This window comes from Vibrio sp. TRT 2004, assembly GCF_050113735.1.
Taxonomy (GTDB): domain Bacteria; phylum Pseudomonadota; class Gammaproteobacteria; order Enterobacterales; family Vibrionaceae; genus Vibrio.
In genome coordinates, this window is the sequence record NZ_JBNJOH010000001.1 from 76,476 (window position 1) to 89,306 (window position 12,831).

The 12,831-nt window shown below is 45.1% G+C and carries 15 protein-coding genes; 7 read left to right on the forward strand and 8 right to left on the reverse strand.

Annotated features, from left to right (window positions below; all coding sequences use genetic code 11):
• The first annotated feature begins 23 nt into the window (after positions 1–23).
• From ACQEXR_RS00330 to ACQEXR_RS00345, 4 genes are all read left to right on the forward strand, one after another.
• Positions 24–722, forward strand: coding sequence for a 1-pyrroline-5-carboxylate dehydrogenase (locus tag ACQEXR_RS00330; protein ID WP_426950837.1), 699 nt, complete (start codon positions 24–26; stop codon positions 720–722).
• A 68-nt stretch (positions 723–790) separates the two neighbouring features.
• Positions 791–2,278 carry a sodium/proline symporter PutP gene (putP, locus tag ACQEXR_RS00335; protein WP_426950839.1) on the forward strand — a complete coding sequence of 496 codons (1,488 nt, stop codon included), beginning with the start codon at positions 791–793 and terminating at the stop codon, positions 2,276–2,278.
• 168 nt (positions 2,279–2,446) lie between these two features.
• Positions 2,447–2,680: a hypothetical protein gene (locus ACQEXR_RS00340; protein ID WP_138970882.1), complete on the forward strand. Its 234-nt coding sequence runs from the start codon at positions 2,447–2,449 to the stop codon at positions 2,678–2,680.
• 100 nt (positions 2,681–2,780) lie between these two features.
• Complete coding sequence (locus ACQEXR_RS00345) at positions 2,781–3,257, forward strand: Lrp/AsnC family transcriptional regulator (RefSeq protein ID WP_004744557.1); 477 nt, start codon at positions 2,781–2,783, stop codon at positions 3,255–3,257.
• 32 nt (positions 3,258–3,289) lie between these two features.
• On the opposite strand, the gene ACQEXR_RS00350 is transcribed toward ACQEXR_RS00345, so the two are convergent.
• The 3 genes from ACQEXR_RS00350 to ACQEXR_RS00360 all read right to left on the reverse strand — a co-directional run bounded on the left by ACQEXR_RS00350 (position 3,290) and on the right by ACQEXR_RS00360 (position 6,190).
• Positions 3,290–3,994, reverse strand: coding sequence for a DUF445 domain-containing protein (locus tag ACQEXR_RS00350; protein ID WP_138970883.1), 705 nt, complete (start codon positions 3,992–3,994; stop codon positions 3,290–3,292).
• Positions 3,995–4,113: 119 nt separating this feature from the next.
• Positions 4,114–4,542, reverse strand: a complete 429-nt coding sequence (locus ACQEXR_RS00355) for an acyl-CoA thioesterase (protein WP_426950840.1) — start codon at positions 4,540–4,542, stop codon at positions 4,114–4,116.
• A gap of 217 nt (positions 4,543–4,759) precedes the next feature.
• Positions 4,760–6,190, reverse strand: coding sequence for a methyl-accepting chemotaxis protein (locus ACQEXR_RS00360; RefSeq protein ID WP_426950841.1), 1,431 nt, complete (start codon positions 6,188–6,190; stop codon positions 4,760–4,762).
• A gap of 275 nt (positions 6,191–6,465) precedes the next feature.
• Between ACQEXR_RS00360 and ACQEXR_RS00365 the strand changes: the two genes are divergently transcribed.
• The 3 genes from ACQEXR_RS00365 (at position 6,466) to ACQEXR_RS00375 (ending at position 7,875) form a co-directional block, all read left to right on the forward strand.
• Positions 6,466–6,921, forward strand: coding sequence for a GNAT family N-acetyltransferase (locus ACQEXR_RS00365; protein ID WP_426950843.1), 456 nt, complete (start codon positions 6,466–6,468; stop codon positions 6,919–6,921).
• Positions 6,922–7,163: 242 nt separating this feature from the next.
• The gene (locus tag ACQEXR_RS00370; protein ID WP_426950844.1) at positions 7,164–7,520 is read left to right on the forward strand and encodes an acyl-CoA synthetase; all 357 of its coding nucleotides are present in this window, start codon (positions 7,164–7,166) and stop codon (positions 7,518–7,520) included.
• A 7-nt stretch (positions 7,521–7,527) separates the two neighbouring features.
• Entirely contained in the window at positions 7,528–7,875 is a 348-nt protein-coding gene (locus tag ACQEXR_RS00375) for a GlpM family protein (RefSeq protein ID WP_426950845.1), read from the forward strand.
• 34 nt (positions 7,876–7,909) lie between these two features.
• On the opposite strand, the gene ACQEXR_RS00380 is transcribed toward ACQEXR_RS00375, so the two are convergent.
• From ACQEXR_RS00380 to ACQEXR_RS00400, 5 genes are all read right to left on the reverse strand, one after another.
• The gene (locus tag ACQEXR_RS00380) at positions 7,910–8,749 is read right to left on the reverse strand and encodes an energy-coupling factor transporter transmembrane component T family protein (protein ID WP_426950846.1); all 840 of its coding nucleotides are present in this window, start codon (positions 8,747–8,749) and stop codon (positions 7,910–7,912) included.
• Entirely contained in the window at positions 8,746–10,434 is a 1,689-nt protein-coding gene (locus ACQEXR_RS00385; RefSeq protein WP_426950848.1) for an ABC transporter ATP-binding protein, read from the reverse strand. The genes ACQEXR_RS00380 and ACQEXR_RS00385 overlap by 4 nt, the downstream gene beginning before the upstream one ends.
• Positions 10,435–10,440: 6 nt before the next feature.
• Positions 10,441–10,989, reverse strand: coding sequence for an ECF-type riboflavin transporter substrate-binding protein (locus ACQEXR_RS00390; protein ID WP_331418143.1), 549 nt, complete (start codon positions 10,987–10,989; stop codon positions 10,441–10,443).
• A gap of 285 nt (positions 10,990–11,274) precedes the next feature.
• Positions 11,275–12,405: an HlyD family secretion protein gene (locus ACQEXR_RS00395; protein ID WP_426950849.1), complete on the reverse strand. Its 1,131-nt coding sequence runs from the start codon at positions 12,403–12,405 to the stop codon at positions 11,275–11,277.
• The gene (locus tag ACQEXR_RS00400) at positions 12,405–12,785 is read right to left on the reverse strand and encodes a DUF3302 domain-containing protein (protein ID WP_426950850.1); all 381 of its coding nucleotides are present in this window, start codon (positions 12,783–12,785) and stop codon (positions 12,405–12,407) included. Before ACQEXR_RS00400 ends, ACQEXR_RS00395 begins: the two co-directional genes overlap by 1 nt.
• Positions 12,786–12,831 lie beyond the last annotated feature (46 nt).

The window sequence follows — 12,831 nt, forward strand, 5'->3', positions numbered from 1 at the left end:
CGAGTGAGCAAGGAGAAGTAATTATGGTTCATCAAGTAACTCGTTTTTCTGATGCTTTCTCTGCTTGGGAAAACTGGAATTTAACTAATTTTGATTCTAAAAGTGAGTGCCTACTCGCTTTTAAACAGGCTTTACAACAAGTTCAGCCTGAGTTGGCTTCGGTCGTTTCGTACCATATTGATCAAGCGTCGGCATTGATTGCTGATACCCATAGTCTGGTCGGCCCTACAGGCGAAACCAACGAACTTTACACCGCAGGTCGTGGTGTGGCTCTTGTTATTCAGGATGATGTTCAAGAGCAAGCGAAGCTATCCGTCGTTGCGCAACTAACGGCTGCGCTGATCGCGGGTAATAGTGTCATCTTATGCAGTGATGATGCGGAGCTTTGCCAAGTGTTAGAGGCTGCCTATGTTCAGTCTTCACTTCCAACTCACCTTGTCCAGTTTGCCGCATATGATGCTTATCATCAGTTGCTCGAGTCGGACGTGCGAAGCATTGGTTATGTTGGAAATCCAGAGGTGGAAAGGACGATTAACCGCCAACTGGCTAAACGTTCGGGCGCTATTGTAAGCCTGACGTCTGAAACGGATCTTGTGAGCATTCCTGTTGCCCACGATCCTCATTTGGCGCTCCGTTTTATTACTGAGCGTACAAGAACAATAAATATAACAGCAGTGGGTGGCAATGCGACCTTGTTAGAGCTCGGAAACGAAGCCCACTAAACTTCATTGATTTGCCCTCGTATTGAGGGCATTCAGGGAAGGCGATCTTTCAAAAGAGGACATATCACATGGAAAATAGCTTTGCTATTACAACCACGTTTATTGCGTATCTGGTGTTGATGCTTGCCATTGGTGTTATCGCATACCAGCGTACAAAAAATTCAAGCGACTACTTTCTTGGTGGTCGTTCATTAGGCCCTTGGCCGGCGGCGCTTTCTGCAGGTGCATCCGATATGAGTGGTTGGCTTCTGCTTGGTCTGCCGGGTTATGCGTACGCAGCGGGCATTGAAGCATTTTGGCTAGCGGGCGGTCTACTGGTAGGCACATGGTTGAACTGGTTAATTAATGCTAAACGTCTTCGTACTTACAGTATCACGACTGACGCACTGACTTTACCAGAATTTCTATCTCGTCGTTTTAACGATAAATCTAAACTGATTCAGGTTATTTCTGCTTTCTTTATTCTTTTATTCTTCCTTTTCTACACCAGTTCAGGCTTGGTTGCAGGCGGAAAATTATTTGAAACAGTCTTTGGCCTAGATTACTCCACGGCAGTAATCATTGGCACCGTTTGCGTCGTCTCTTACACGCTATTCGGTGGCTTCCTGGCGGTATCTTGGACCGACTTAGTGCAAGGTCTGCTGATGGCAGCGGCACTGATGATCGTTCCAATTACTGCGTTGGAAGGTGGTTTTGGTCAGCTTGGCAATGATCTTGCCGCGATTAACCCTGAGCTATTAACGCTATGGGATGACTCTAAAGGTGAACCACTTTCTGCGATTGCGATTATCTCTCTGGTGGCTTGGGGCTTAGGTTACTTTGGTCAGCCACATATCCTGGCGCGTTTCAAAGCATCTCGCTCAAATAAAGATCTGACAACGGCTCGTCGTATTGCGGTGATCTGGACTGCGCTATCAATGGCAGGTGCGATTCTAGTAGGTCTCGTTGGCTTAGTTTATGTGACAAACTCTGGTGTAAGCATTGATGATGGCGAGAAGATCTTTATGCTTCTGGTGAACTCTCTGTTCCACCCTGTTATTGCCGGTATCCTACTTGCTGCAATTCTAGCTGCGGTAATGAGTACTGCGGATTCTCAGTTACTGGTTTCCTCTTCAGCGTTGGCAGAAGATTTCTACAAGCAAGTGTTTAAGAAAGACGCAAGCTCAGAAGAGATTGTTATGGTTGGGCGTATTGCCGTCGTTGGCATCTCAGTTGTTGCGCTAGTTTTAGCGATGACACCTGACAGCTCAGTGCTTGGCTTGGTTTCTTACGCATGGGCTGGTTTTGGTGCTGCATTTGGTCCTGCGCTAATCCTTAGCCTTTACTGGGAAAGAATGAATCGTAATGGTGCACTGGCGGGTATTGTAGTTGGCGGTGTGACTATCGTTATTTGGAAGCAGTTATCAGGTGGCTGGTTCGACGTGTATGAAATTGTCCCTGGTATCATTTTCTCGACTCTTGCTATTGTTGGTGTAAGTTTAACGACTGGCGAGCCGGAAGAGGCTGTGAAAGCGCAGCACAACACGTTCAAAAAGCACTTAGCTGAACTGGACTAATTGATATTGGTTCGAATGAAAAGCCCCTAAATTTAGGGGCTTTTTTGTTGTCTATTGACTATTTATTGAACTTGTCTCACGTTTTCTAAACTAATGTTTGAATTTAATGAACTCTAGGTTTCAAAATATGTCAGTTATCAATAACGCTAACACTTAGGACGAACGGAAATGCCTCACATGTACTGTCATTGTTGTGATAAAAAAACGGCACATAAAATTGTCATGAAGCGTTGTGAGACGCAGAATAACTCGGTGGTTAAAAATATGGCGAACTTCTTTGCCACCGTTTTCCAAGGTGACCACTATGTAAAAATGGAAAAGCAGGCCTTTTGCAGAGTTTGCAATAGCCAAACAGAAGTTGTGACCGCACAAGACGCTTTTTCTGACGCAAAAATCGCATAACCTTCACATAATTTATCGCTAACTCAACGATCGCTATCTGTGGCTCGGTGCTTTTGTTTTAGAATACCTTCAGCATCTATAACAACTTAATGAGCCGTTAATGGATTTAGATAGAATTGATCGTGAGATCCTGCGCGCCTTGAATCTGAAAGGCCGACTTCCTATTGTTGAACTCGCCAAGCAAGTTAACTTAACCACCTCTCCTTGTTCTGATCGGGTAAAAAGATTGGAGAAAGAAGGTTATATTACGGGCTACCATGCTGAGCTAAATCCAGAAAAGCTGGGCTTGGATGTACAAGTGTTCATTCATATTCGTTTGGATCAAACCAGTTTTTCAATATTTGAAAAGTTTGCTCAAGCTGTGGCGGATATGCCGGAAATTGAAGAGTGTTATTCGCTATCAGGTGACTTCGATACCATGATTAAGGTGCGTGTAAAGGATATGAAAGCGTACCAGAACTTTATGTCGACCAAATTAGGAACCTTGCCCGGCGTGATACAAACTCGCAGTGAAGTGGTTATTGAAGAGCATAAGACCAGCTTTGGCGTTAATGCAGATCTCATATCGAAACTATAAAAAAAGGAAGCTTACCGCTTCCTTTTTCAATTTTAGGCAATAAAGGATGAAATTATGCCAATAATGCCACCAAAGATCCCGCCCCAAACGACCAACCAGCCTAGGTGTTCTTTGATCATTCTCTGAACGATTTCCTTAACCAGTTTGGGCGTCAGTTCATTGAGGCGCTGATCGATGATGTTCTCAACGTTAGTGCGTATTTCATCCATCATCGCTGGGGCTTCAAACTGTTCTTTTAAGGCATCTTTGATGGTGTCGCTCTGACTCATGTCGACAATCGCTAGTTTCATTTTCTCGACAAAAGGTTGTTTCATAGGTTGGAGCGCATCTGTGCCACCAAACATCGCCAGCATGCCACCGAATTGAGAGTTGGCGATGACGTCAACGAGTGAGTCAAACGTTGGGTTAAAGTCTATCTTTTCAATCACTGGCTCAAGGTTAAGGGACTTGCCGCCAGCCATTTCCTTGCTTAAGAACTTGTCGATGTTTTCTTGGGTAAAAAACTGCTCCATCATCAGTGTCTTGATTGCTGATTTAAATTCTTCAAAACGCGCAGGAATAACACCGGAACCATAGAGACCAGGCACCTTTTCAAATAGCATATGAATGGCAAGCCAGTTGGTGATGGCGCCTGAAAACGCAAATAGTCCAGCGTATAAGGCAATTTGGTTGTCTGCTTGATAGCCACCTGCTAGTAAAGCGAGTGCGATAAGATTGGTTAGTAAGCTCTTGTTCATTGACAAATAAGGTGTTTATTTACGATGGAGAGGAGTATATACCAAGTCAAATATGAGATGTCACACAAATTGATTTGGCGCTCTGATGAAATCGCCAAATCGAATCTAGGATTTTGAGCTTATCGTTCTTCGGCTAATAAAATAGCTTGTTTGATGTTTTCAGGTATAGAAGCTTTGGTGTGGTGCTTAAAGTCAAACATGACGCAAGTGGCTGAACCAACGGTCGTCACTTTACCAGTGCTTTCACTTACGATCTGGTACTCCATTGTGAATCGGTCATCTTGCAAGTCAGTGACACGGGAACCAATTAACAGCGTATCTGGATAAGTGACTGGTGCTTTGTATCGACACTCGGTGTGGCTGAGCACAGGGCCTATATGGTTTTGTTGTAGGTTAACGAGCAGATTGATTTTGTTGAAGTAGTCGAGTCTTGCTGTTTCAAAGTAGCGGAAATAAACCGCGTTGTTGACGTGTTGCAAAGCGTCCATCTCGCCCCAAGCCACCTGAATTTTCGTTACTGTAGCAAATTCGGCCAGTAGTTCTTCCATGTTACATCTCCTTAAACTGAGCTTTTATTCTAGTGGCTAAGTGCGATGCTGTGCAGAAATTGTTATCAGTTTGTGATCCTAGTTGTTCGGTACAAGGCGATGCAACTGAAACGTTCGTCACAATGAAATAGTAAAAGAGTCGGTATCCTTGTTCGTGATGGAGGGGAGTCTGCAATACAGGGCAAAAAGAAAGGACCCGAAGGTCCTTATTGGTCTATTAAGTGCGATAGCCTTTTAGTATTTGAGCCAGAGATACGGAGGCTTTAGTGAGATTGGCTACCCCCATTGAGGATTGTTCTGCCACACTACGAATTGTATTAGATTGCGCTCGAATCTCACTCAGTTCTGAGGCGATGTCATTGGCAACCGCGCTTTGTTCTTCCGCTGATGTTGATATCTGAATGCTCATATCTTTCAGAGCGCGCGCTGATTCGGAGATGGATTGTACGTCATGGCCAATGTCTGCGACGATATCACTGCTGGTTTGGGCTTGGCTCACGGTTTGTTCAGTAATTGAAGCGATAGTGCGCGTTTCTGATTGGAGTTTCTCAATCATGGTCTGGATTTCGACTGTTGCGGCTTGAGTTCGTCCTGCCAACGTGCGTACTTCATCTGCTACTACAGCAAAGCCACGTCCTTGCTCACCAGCGCGAGCTGCTTCGATGGCGGCATTCAATGCTAGTAGATTGGTTTGCTCAGAGATAGCGTTGATGGTGGTGATCACTTCATTAATTTGTGTCGTGTTATCAGTGAGGCTAGAGACGGATTGTGACGCCTGACCAATGTACTCGGACAGCTTAGTGATTTCATTGATAGCGGACTGAACGCGTTGGTAGCTTTGATCAATATGCTCAGAATCGCGCTCAGTTTGTGCTGTTGAGTGCTGAGAAATGTTCGTCACTTCTTTTGCTGAAGCCGTCATCTCTTCCATGGCGGTAGCGACAGAATCTAATGAGGCGTATTGCTGGCTGATTTGGGTTTCGCTCAATTTCATCTCTTGCTCGAATGAAGCTGAAGTTTCACTCAGTGTTGTCGCATTATCTTTCACTGTCACGACTAAGTCGGTCAGGGTATCCATTGCTTTGTCTAGAGCACAGCCGATAGTGCCAAACTCATCACGCCCTGGATGGAAGCCGAGGCGAGAGGTTAAATCACCTTCACCAATGCGTTGTGTTGTGGTGTAGAGAACCCACAGAGCACCACCAAGGAATGTGGCGACCCAGTAGCAGAATAGTGCAAAAGGAAGCGCCCAGATAAAACTGAGGGCAAAACTGGTCATTGCTTCGGATTTTAACTGTTGTAACTCACCAGCACGATTTAATGTTAACTGATAGAACTTGCCATCTTGGGCTTGTGCGGTCGCTGTAACGATGCCGTCACGGAACGTCGCTGCTTGTGAGCGGTTGACTTGAGTCACATTAGACAGTGCGCCAAGTTTCTGTGGATCGGCGACTTTGGCTAGCTCAGCGATGTGCTGTTCAGCGGTGACAACGGCTGACTGCTCGAACATTTCGATAGTATTGGTATATCTTCCGCCAGCCAATGAGGCTACCGCTAGAATAAATAGGGCAAAAATGGCCCACATCTTGTCATTGATCGACATTTTAATGAACAAGCGATCTATCGTTCGAAACTCTACTTCTTTCATACTAGGATTCCTTTTCCGTCTCAGCCGGAAAGCTTACAGTTATATTGTAAAAATCTGATTACAAATTTATCGGCCTAAGGTGAAGAATTATGAGTCATCAGTCGCAATAATTTGTAATTAAAATTCCATTTTATCCAAGTAATGTGACGATGATCGTTATTCAAGGGAGGCTCTAGTTATACCCGTTGTATATCAATCGCTGTCACGATGCAGATGGAAATATTTGGTCTTTTTCTTGCTAAGTTAACAATAGTATTGAGATAAAGAGAATGACAATGGAAATTAAAACAGGCCTATTGGATCATCCTGATGTGCTATTGCTACTTGAGCAGCACCTCGCGGATATGAATGCCACTTCGCCCGCCGAGAGTGTCCATGCGTTGGATGTAACGGCGCTGAAAGCTCCTCAAGTGACTTTTTGGACAGGCTGGAGCAATGGAAAGTTATTAGGATGTGCCGCGTTAAAACACATTGATGATACCCATGGAGAGATCAAGTCAATGCGTACTGCCGAGACTTCGCGTGGCCAAGGTGTCGCTGCATGTTTGCTCAATCATGTATTGGAACATGCCCATCATTCCGGGCTGAACCGTGTCAGCTTAGAAACGGGCTCGATGGCCTTTTTTGCTCCGGCCCGTTCATTGTATGAGAAATTTGGTTTTGAGTACTGTGAGCCATTTGCAGACTATGAGCTCGACCCTAACAGCCAGTTTATGACGCGTAATATCTAATTTAACTTAGCAATAACCCAATAGTGCGAGCGCTATATATTGGTGCGTTGGTGCGCTTTAATAGTGCAACAATACAGGTCCAAATACCACATTGCTCTAACGGCAAGATGCCGCAAAGTGTCCAACATCAATTTGGATGCAATTTTCATCTGGTGAGAATTGCACCAATCTGATGGGTCGTTATTCTTATCCGCAGTTACTACTCTAGAGCCACATATGCCACCTAGTAGGTGTTCTACACGATGAATCTGATTGTTAATATTCAAAAAAGTGTGCGAAAGCATGGCTTTGAGATGGCCACGAGACAAGCTTGGCGTTGTGGGGTAAAAGCCAATTTAGTTAAGCGAGTTATTGGCGTTGCTCGTGGACAAATTGTGTGTGTCGTTGAAGGTGTTCGTCCTGAACTATCGACAGAGATAAATAACGCGCTTCACACTGATGACAAGCAGGGCAGATATGTGTTTGTCGGAGGCATTGTTTGGCTCCCCAATGATTTGCTTGCCCCCGGTTTTCCCGACTTTATGTTTATGCATGTTAGAAATTTGGGTAGCAAGCATAAATACATGACTGATGAAGAGCTGTTCTTAAATTTGGCGTAGGTAAGCGATGGTAGCGTTATTTTTTAAATGTCTGATTGGTGCCACCGCTGTGTTGGTGATTGCACTGCTGTCCAAATCGAAGAACTTTTTTATTGCTGGTTTAGTACCGCTGTTTCCAAGCTTTGCTTTGATCGCGCATTACATTGTCGGCTCAGAGCGGAATATGGAAGATTTACGAGCCACCGCCTTGTTTGGCCTCTACTCACTGCTCCCTTATGCTAGTTATCTGTTAGCCGTCTACTATTTCAGCTATCGCTTTAGTTTGGTTCAAACCCTAAGTATGGCTACCGCCGTTTGGGTTGTGTCAGCGATGATGTTGCTCGTAATTTGGACCAGAGCTTTAGCGGTCAGTTAGAAGAAAGCCTAGAGTTCGACTCTAGGCTTTTTTGTTAGAACGGATACCAGAACAATTCGGTTTCTAGATAGCGCTTAGCTACCGCCAATATGACGATGACCGCAATGGCTAGCAGGCAGAGTTTGTCCGTGTTGCCTAGTGGTCTTGAGCTATACCATGAACGGGTATTGTGGCGTCCAAATCCTCTTAACGTCATCGCGTTGGATATTTCATCTGCTCGGTCCAAGCTTGAGAAAATGAGAGGACCAAGGATCTTAGCCACGTTCTGTAGGCGCTGCATTAGAGGTGTGTTTTTTGATATATCAAGGCCACGGGCCTGTTGAGCGTGCATGATATTGACGAAATCGTTCTTGACCTCAGGAAGGTAGCGCAGTGTCAGACTAACGGCATACGCAATCTTGTACGGCACGCCAATGCGGTTCAAGCTGGCTGCAAACTCTGTCGGGTGAGTAGTAAAGACAAATACCAAGGCAATTGGGAACATGCTGAAGTATTTGAGAGTGACCGTAACCAAATAGAACAGAGTCTCTTGAGTTAGCGAATAGTGGCCAGGCAGATTAAACACAACAGTGCTTGATCCAATGTATTCACTGCCTTGTTGGGGAGCCAACAAAAACATAAATAGTGCGTTGAGTGTTAAGACACTGGCTGTACCAATGAGCAAAGGTTTGTAAACTTTGAAAGGTACTTTTGTGATTTTTAGTAAGTACAGGCCTGCCACAATCAGTAAACCAATCAATCGGATATCGAAAGTGGTCAGTACCACAGTGACCCAAGCCATAAATAAGGCGAACTTGGTAATGCCATTTAGTGCATGCAAAGGCGACTTGGTATCGACATAACTGATACCAAACTTCATTTTAGAAGCTTTCATGCTGCGTGATTCTCTAGTTGGATGAAGTACTGCATAAACGCATTGATATCGGCTACATCTAAACGCTCTGCCAGATCATATAGGCTAGTGGTGGTTAGATTGGCTTTGTCGAGTAGCTCGGGCTGGCTGAAAACTTCAGTCATCGGCGCATCTGCTATCAAGCGGCTGTCAGAAATAACAATTGAGCGGTCAGTGTATTCGAGCACAAGATGCATATCGTGGGATATGATCATGACAGTAATACCCAACTGCGAATTTAGTTTGCGAACAAAGTTCAGCATAGAGGTATAGTTGCGATAATCCTGCCCTGCGGTAGGTTCATCAAGAATCAGCAGCTTAGGCTCTAAAGCAAGGATTGAAGCGATGGTCACACGCTTTTTTTGTCCATAGCTTAGCGCTTCAATTGGCCAGTTTCGGTACTTGCTCAAACCACAGAGTTCAAGGGTATCGAGCACTTTCTTCTCAACCTGTTGTTCTGACAATCCTTTGTTGCGTAAACCAAAGGCAACTTCATCAAAGATCATGTGGTGTGAAATCATATGATTTGGGTTTTGTAACACCACACCAATTTGCTGGCTGCGCTCAAAGATAGAAAGAGTAGCAATGTCTTCTCCCTCTAAACAGATAGAACCTGAATCTGGCTCGATCACACCCATAATTAATTTGGTAAGCGTCGATTTTCCGGAACCGTTTTTGCCGAGTACAGACACAAATTCGCCGTGAGAAATAGTAAAAGAGACGTTTTCTAACGCATTCTTCTCACCATCGTAAGAGTAGGTTAACTCGTTGATGGTAAGTAGAGTATCTTCTGAGCGAGTAAGCGTTTTGGTTGGACTCTGCCAGTTGGCAAAGTGCGGCCTATAGCCAGTGATAGGCATCTCTTTAATAGAGGAGTAAGTGTCCAATTGTTCCAACGGACAATTGGCCGCTTTTAGAGCCGTTAAGTAGAGTGGTTCACGAATTCCATGAGTTTCGAGCAGAGTTGACGCCAGTAATGCGTCGGGTGTCATGTCTGCAACAATTTCTCCTTGTTGCATTAGAATGACTCGATCTACGGGGCGGTGTAGAACATCTTCTAGTCGATGCTCTATGATGATGACTGTCTTACCCGTATCACGATGCAACTGGTCAATGATCTCGATGGTTTTTCGGCTTGTCTTTGGATCCAAAGCGGCAAGTGGTTCATCAAACAGCAAAGTATCAACATCATCTACTAGGATGCCGGCAAGCGATACACGTTGTTTCTGGCCTCCAGATAGATCGTGTGGCGAACGATCAAGCATGTCACCGAGCTCTACCATTTGCGCCGTTGACTTGACGATAGGATACATCTCGATGTTCGAGGCCAGTTGATTCTCTAACGCAAAGGCAATGTCTTCGCCTACACTCAGCCCAACGAATTGGCTATCGGTGTCTTGTAACACCGTACCAATCTGCTCAGTGTATTGGTGAAGATCCAATTGAGTCGCCGCGTTGCCATTTAAAAGCAATTGACCTGAAGTCTCGCCCTTGATGGCGTGCGGGATCAGACCGTTCAGGCATTGTCCAAGTGTTGACTTTCCGCTACCACTTGGCCCGATAATGACGATTTTCTCTCCTTTCTCTATCCTTAGATTGATATGTTTAAGCGTCGGTTTATCCAGTGACTCATATCTAAAAGAGAAGTCAGAAAATTCAATGGTCATTATCGTTTAAGCCTCCGAAAGATTGCGGCTTTGTTTGTTGCGTTTTGCGACCGATTTAAGGATAAAGTAACCCACAACGGCGATCAGAACGGTGTTACCCGCAGCGATGATCGTCAACTGAGTAAAGACCTTGGTGAATGGTTCTGCGTAGAGAACGGTGTCGAGCAAGGCTGAACAGCCGTAGCCAAATACATTGCCAACCAAAGCAAGGAGAACGAAGAGAATAAAATCTTTGTTATCGAAGTGGCCTTGAGAGATACGCTGTTTGGTTAAGATAGGGAAGAAACCGATCACCAAGCCGACAATGCCTGAGCCCAGAACCCAAGTTAGCCATACGCCCCAGCCAGCAAATAAATCGGTCACCCAGTGGCCGATAAATCCAACTAGGAAGCCAACGATAGGGCCAAATAGTACAGAGAAAAGAGCTAATACAGCCATTGCTGGTTTAAGTGTTGTATTGGCGAAAACTGGAATACCAAACATAGGCAGGCCGCCGATACCGTAGAGTGCTGCGCCGATCGCAATGACCACGACTGTTTTTGCTGAAAAGTTCATAGATAACCTTTTGTATTACATCCTTTCATCCGTGCTTTTAGCGATGAACAACGAGCGAATGAATGGCAATGAAATTGTAAAAGAACGCAATGATAGGTGCTTTATTTGATTGAGTTTTATACACCTATGTTCGTCAGGTGCAGATTATACCTTCAGAGTTTGAGCTTGGAAAGCTAACTATCTGGATGGCTAAAAAGTAGCTGGTTCTTTTACTGATTAAAAATGCCGTTCTTAATCCTGCCAATGAAAAAGGCCTCTATGGTGGAGGCCTGTTGATTGGTAGGGTTAATGATCGAGATAGAGGTAGTTTTGCCAGCTCTTCATTCGAATCAGGACTTTACGCATGATAGAAACATGGCTGAACCTATCTGAATAGACGGCCACTTCAACTGCAGTACCTAAAGGAAGTTGGTACTCAGTGAGGTCGTCAGTAATTTTAAGCGTCACAAAGACTCGTCCACTGGTTCTCAATGCTTCAGTACCAAGTAAGCTACCACGAGCTTGGAACTGGCTTTCGCCTATGGCGGGTAGAACCTCTATCACTTCGCCTTTAAACACTTTTCCTGGTAGTGCTCTGAATAGAAACTCAGCTTCAAAACCTGGTTTTAGTCTTTGTAGCGAATTTTGGCGAAACGCGGCGGTATAGATTTTTTCTTCGGTATGGACGAAAGTCATAACCGGTGCCAGCGGTAGCGGTACGGCCATTACACCAGGTCGCAGCGCAAGTTGTGTGGCAAAGCCATCTGTGGGCGCTCTCACGACGGTCTGCTCTAAATCAAACTCGGCTTTGCGAAGGTCAGCTAAAAGGCGAGCGACCGTGGTGTTTTCACCGCCGATCACAGAGTCTAGCGCTAGCTCAGCTTGTTCAACGCCCGCTGCTGCGGACTCAACGGCTGCTTGCGCTGCTTTGTAGGCTTGACGGCGAGTATCAAGTTGCTGCTCGGTAAACGCACCTTTATCGTAACCACGTTGATAGCGCGAGAACTCTCTTTGTGCTTTATCTCGTTCAGCAATCGCTTGTAATTCTGTGGCTTTGGCGGCCTGAAGCTTAGACTCTAAGCCAAGGGCTCCCTGGCTTGCTTCTTTGATTTGAGCTTCTAACTTAGCCACTTCGGCCTGATAAGGGATGGGATCAATTCGAAACAAAATATCGCCTTGTTGCAATGGCTTATTTGCTTCGACAGGGACCTCAATCACTTTACCACGCACGCCAGACACGATCGGTGTTGAAGAGAAAATCTGATTGCCGATCTGAGTAAATGGGTGGTTGAAGTTCATTAATAGAATCAGCGTACCGATCAAAACCACGCCCCCAAGCACTGCTGTTGGGACAGTCCACTTATTCAATGGGATATTGAATACTTTGAAAATGGTAATACATAGCGCGGCATAAGTCAGAATGAGTAGTAAATCCATTATTGCTCCTCCTGCTTATTGTTATCATCAGACTTTTTCTGGCTCTGGGTTGCTTTGAGGGTTGCAATTTCCTGCTCTAACTGAGCAACCTGATCGATGAGGGTGGAAACTCGATGGTGGATATCATGCTGCTCTTCTTCGAGCTTTTGAAATCCCCAGCCCCGCTCTTTTCGCCAAATGGTGGCCCAAATCCACAAAAATGGCCAAATGGCATGAAGAGTAAAGAGGCTAACCCAGCCCGCGTAGTGAATGGCGTCTTGGTGGGGGTGCCCGCGCTCTTTAGCTATTTCATAGGGAATATCGTGAATAACGATAATGCCATAGAAGATAACTAGGGCAACAAAGACCAACAGCCCTAAGGCGAAGTAGTCTAAAAACATAGCTAAGTCCCTGTAGTTGTGTTTCTAAATTTAAATCGTACGGCGG

What these genes read in the sequence shown, in the direction of transcription:
- ACQEXR_RS00330 (WP_426950837.1), top strand. Translation starts at nt 24, where the DNA reads ATGGTTCATCAAGTAACTCGTTTTTCTGATGCTTTCTCTGCTTGGGAA.
- putP (WP_426950839.1), top strand. Translation starts at nt 791, where the DNA reads ATGGAAAATAGCTTTGCTATTACAACCACGTTTATTGCGTATCTGGTG.
- ACQEXR_RS00340 (WP_138970882.1), top strand. Translation starts at nt 2,447, where the DNA reads ATGCCTCACATGTACTGTCATTGTTGTGATAAAAAAACGGCACATAAA.
- ACQEXR_RS00345 (WP_004744557.1), top strand. Translation starts at nt 2,781, where the DNA reads ATGGATTTAGATAGAATTGATCGTGAGATCCTGCGCGCCTTGAATCTG.
- ACQEXR_RS00350 (WP_138970883.1), bottom strand. Translation starts at nt 3,994, where the DNA reads ATGAACAAGAGCTTACTAACCAATCTTATCGCACTCGCTTTACTAGCA.
- ACQEXR_RS00355 (WP_426950840.1), bottom strand. Translation starts at nt 4,542, where the DNA reads ATGGAAGAACTACTGGCCGAATTTGCTACAGTAACGAAAATTCAGGTG.
- ACQEXR_RS00360 (WP_426950841.1), bottom strand. Translation starts at nt 6,190, where the DNA reads ATGAAAGAAGTAGAGTTTCGAACGATAGATCGCTTGTTCATTAAAATG.
- ACQEXR_RS00365 (WP_426950843.1), top strand. Translation starts at nt 6,466, where the DNA reads ATGGAAATTAAAACAGGCCTATTGGATCATCCTGATGTGCTATTGCTA.
- ACQEXR_RS00370 (WP_426950844.1), top strand. Translation starts at nt 7,164, where the DNA reads ATGAATCTGATTGTTAATATTCAAAAAAGTGTGCGAAAGCATGGCTTT.
- ACQEXR_RS00375 (WP_426950845.1), top strand. Translation starts at nt 7,528, where the DNA reads ATGGTAGCGTTATTTTTTAAATGTCTGATTGGTGCCACCGCTGTGTTG.
- ACQEXR_RS00380 (WP_426950846.1), bottom strand. Translation starts at nt 8,749, where the DNA reads ATGAAAGCTTCTAAAATGAAGTTTGGTATCAGTTATGTCGATACCAAG.
- ACQEXR_RS00385 (WP_426950848.1), bottom strand. Translation starts at nt 10,434, where the DNA reads ATGACCATTGAATTTTCTGACTTCTCTTTTAGATATGAGTCACTGGAT.
- ACQEXR_RS00390 (WP_331418143.1), bottom strand. Translation starts at nt 10,989, where the DNA reads ATGAACTTTTCAGCAAAAACAGTCGTGGTCATTGCGATCGGCGCAGCA.
- ACQEXR_RS00395 (WP_426950849.1), bottom strand. Translation starts at nt 12,405, where the DNA reads ATGGATTTACTACTCATTCTGACTTATGCCGCGCTATGTATTACCATT.
- ACQEXR_RS00400 (WP_426950850.1), bottom strand. Translation starts at nt 12,785, where the DNA reads ATGTTTTTAGACTACTTCGCCTTAGGGCTGTTGGTCTTTGTTGCCCTA.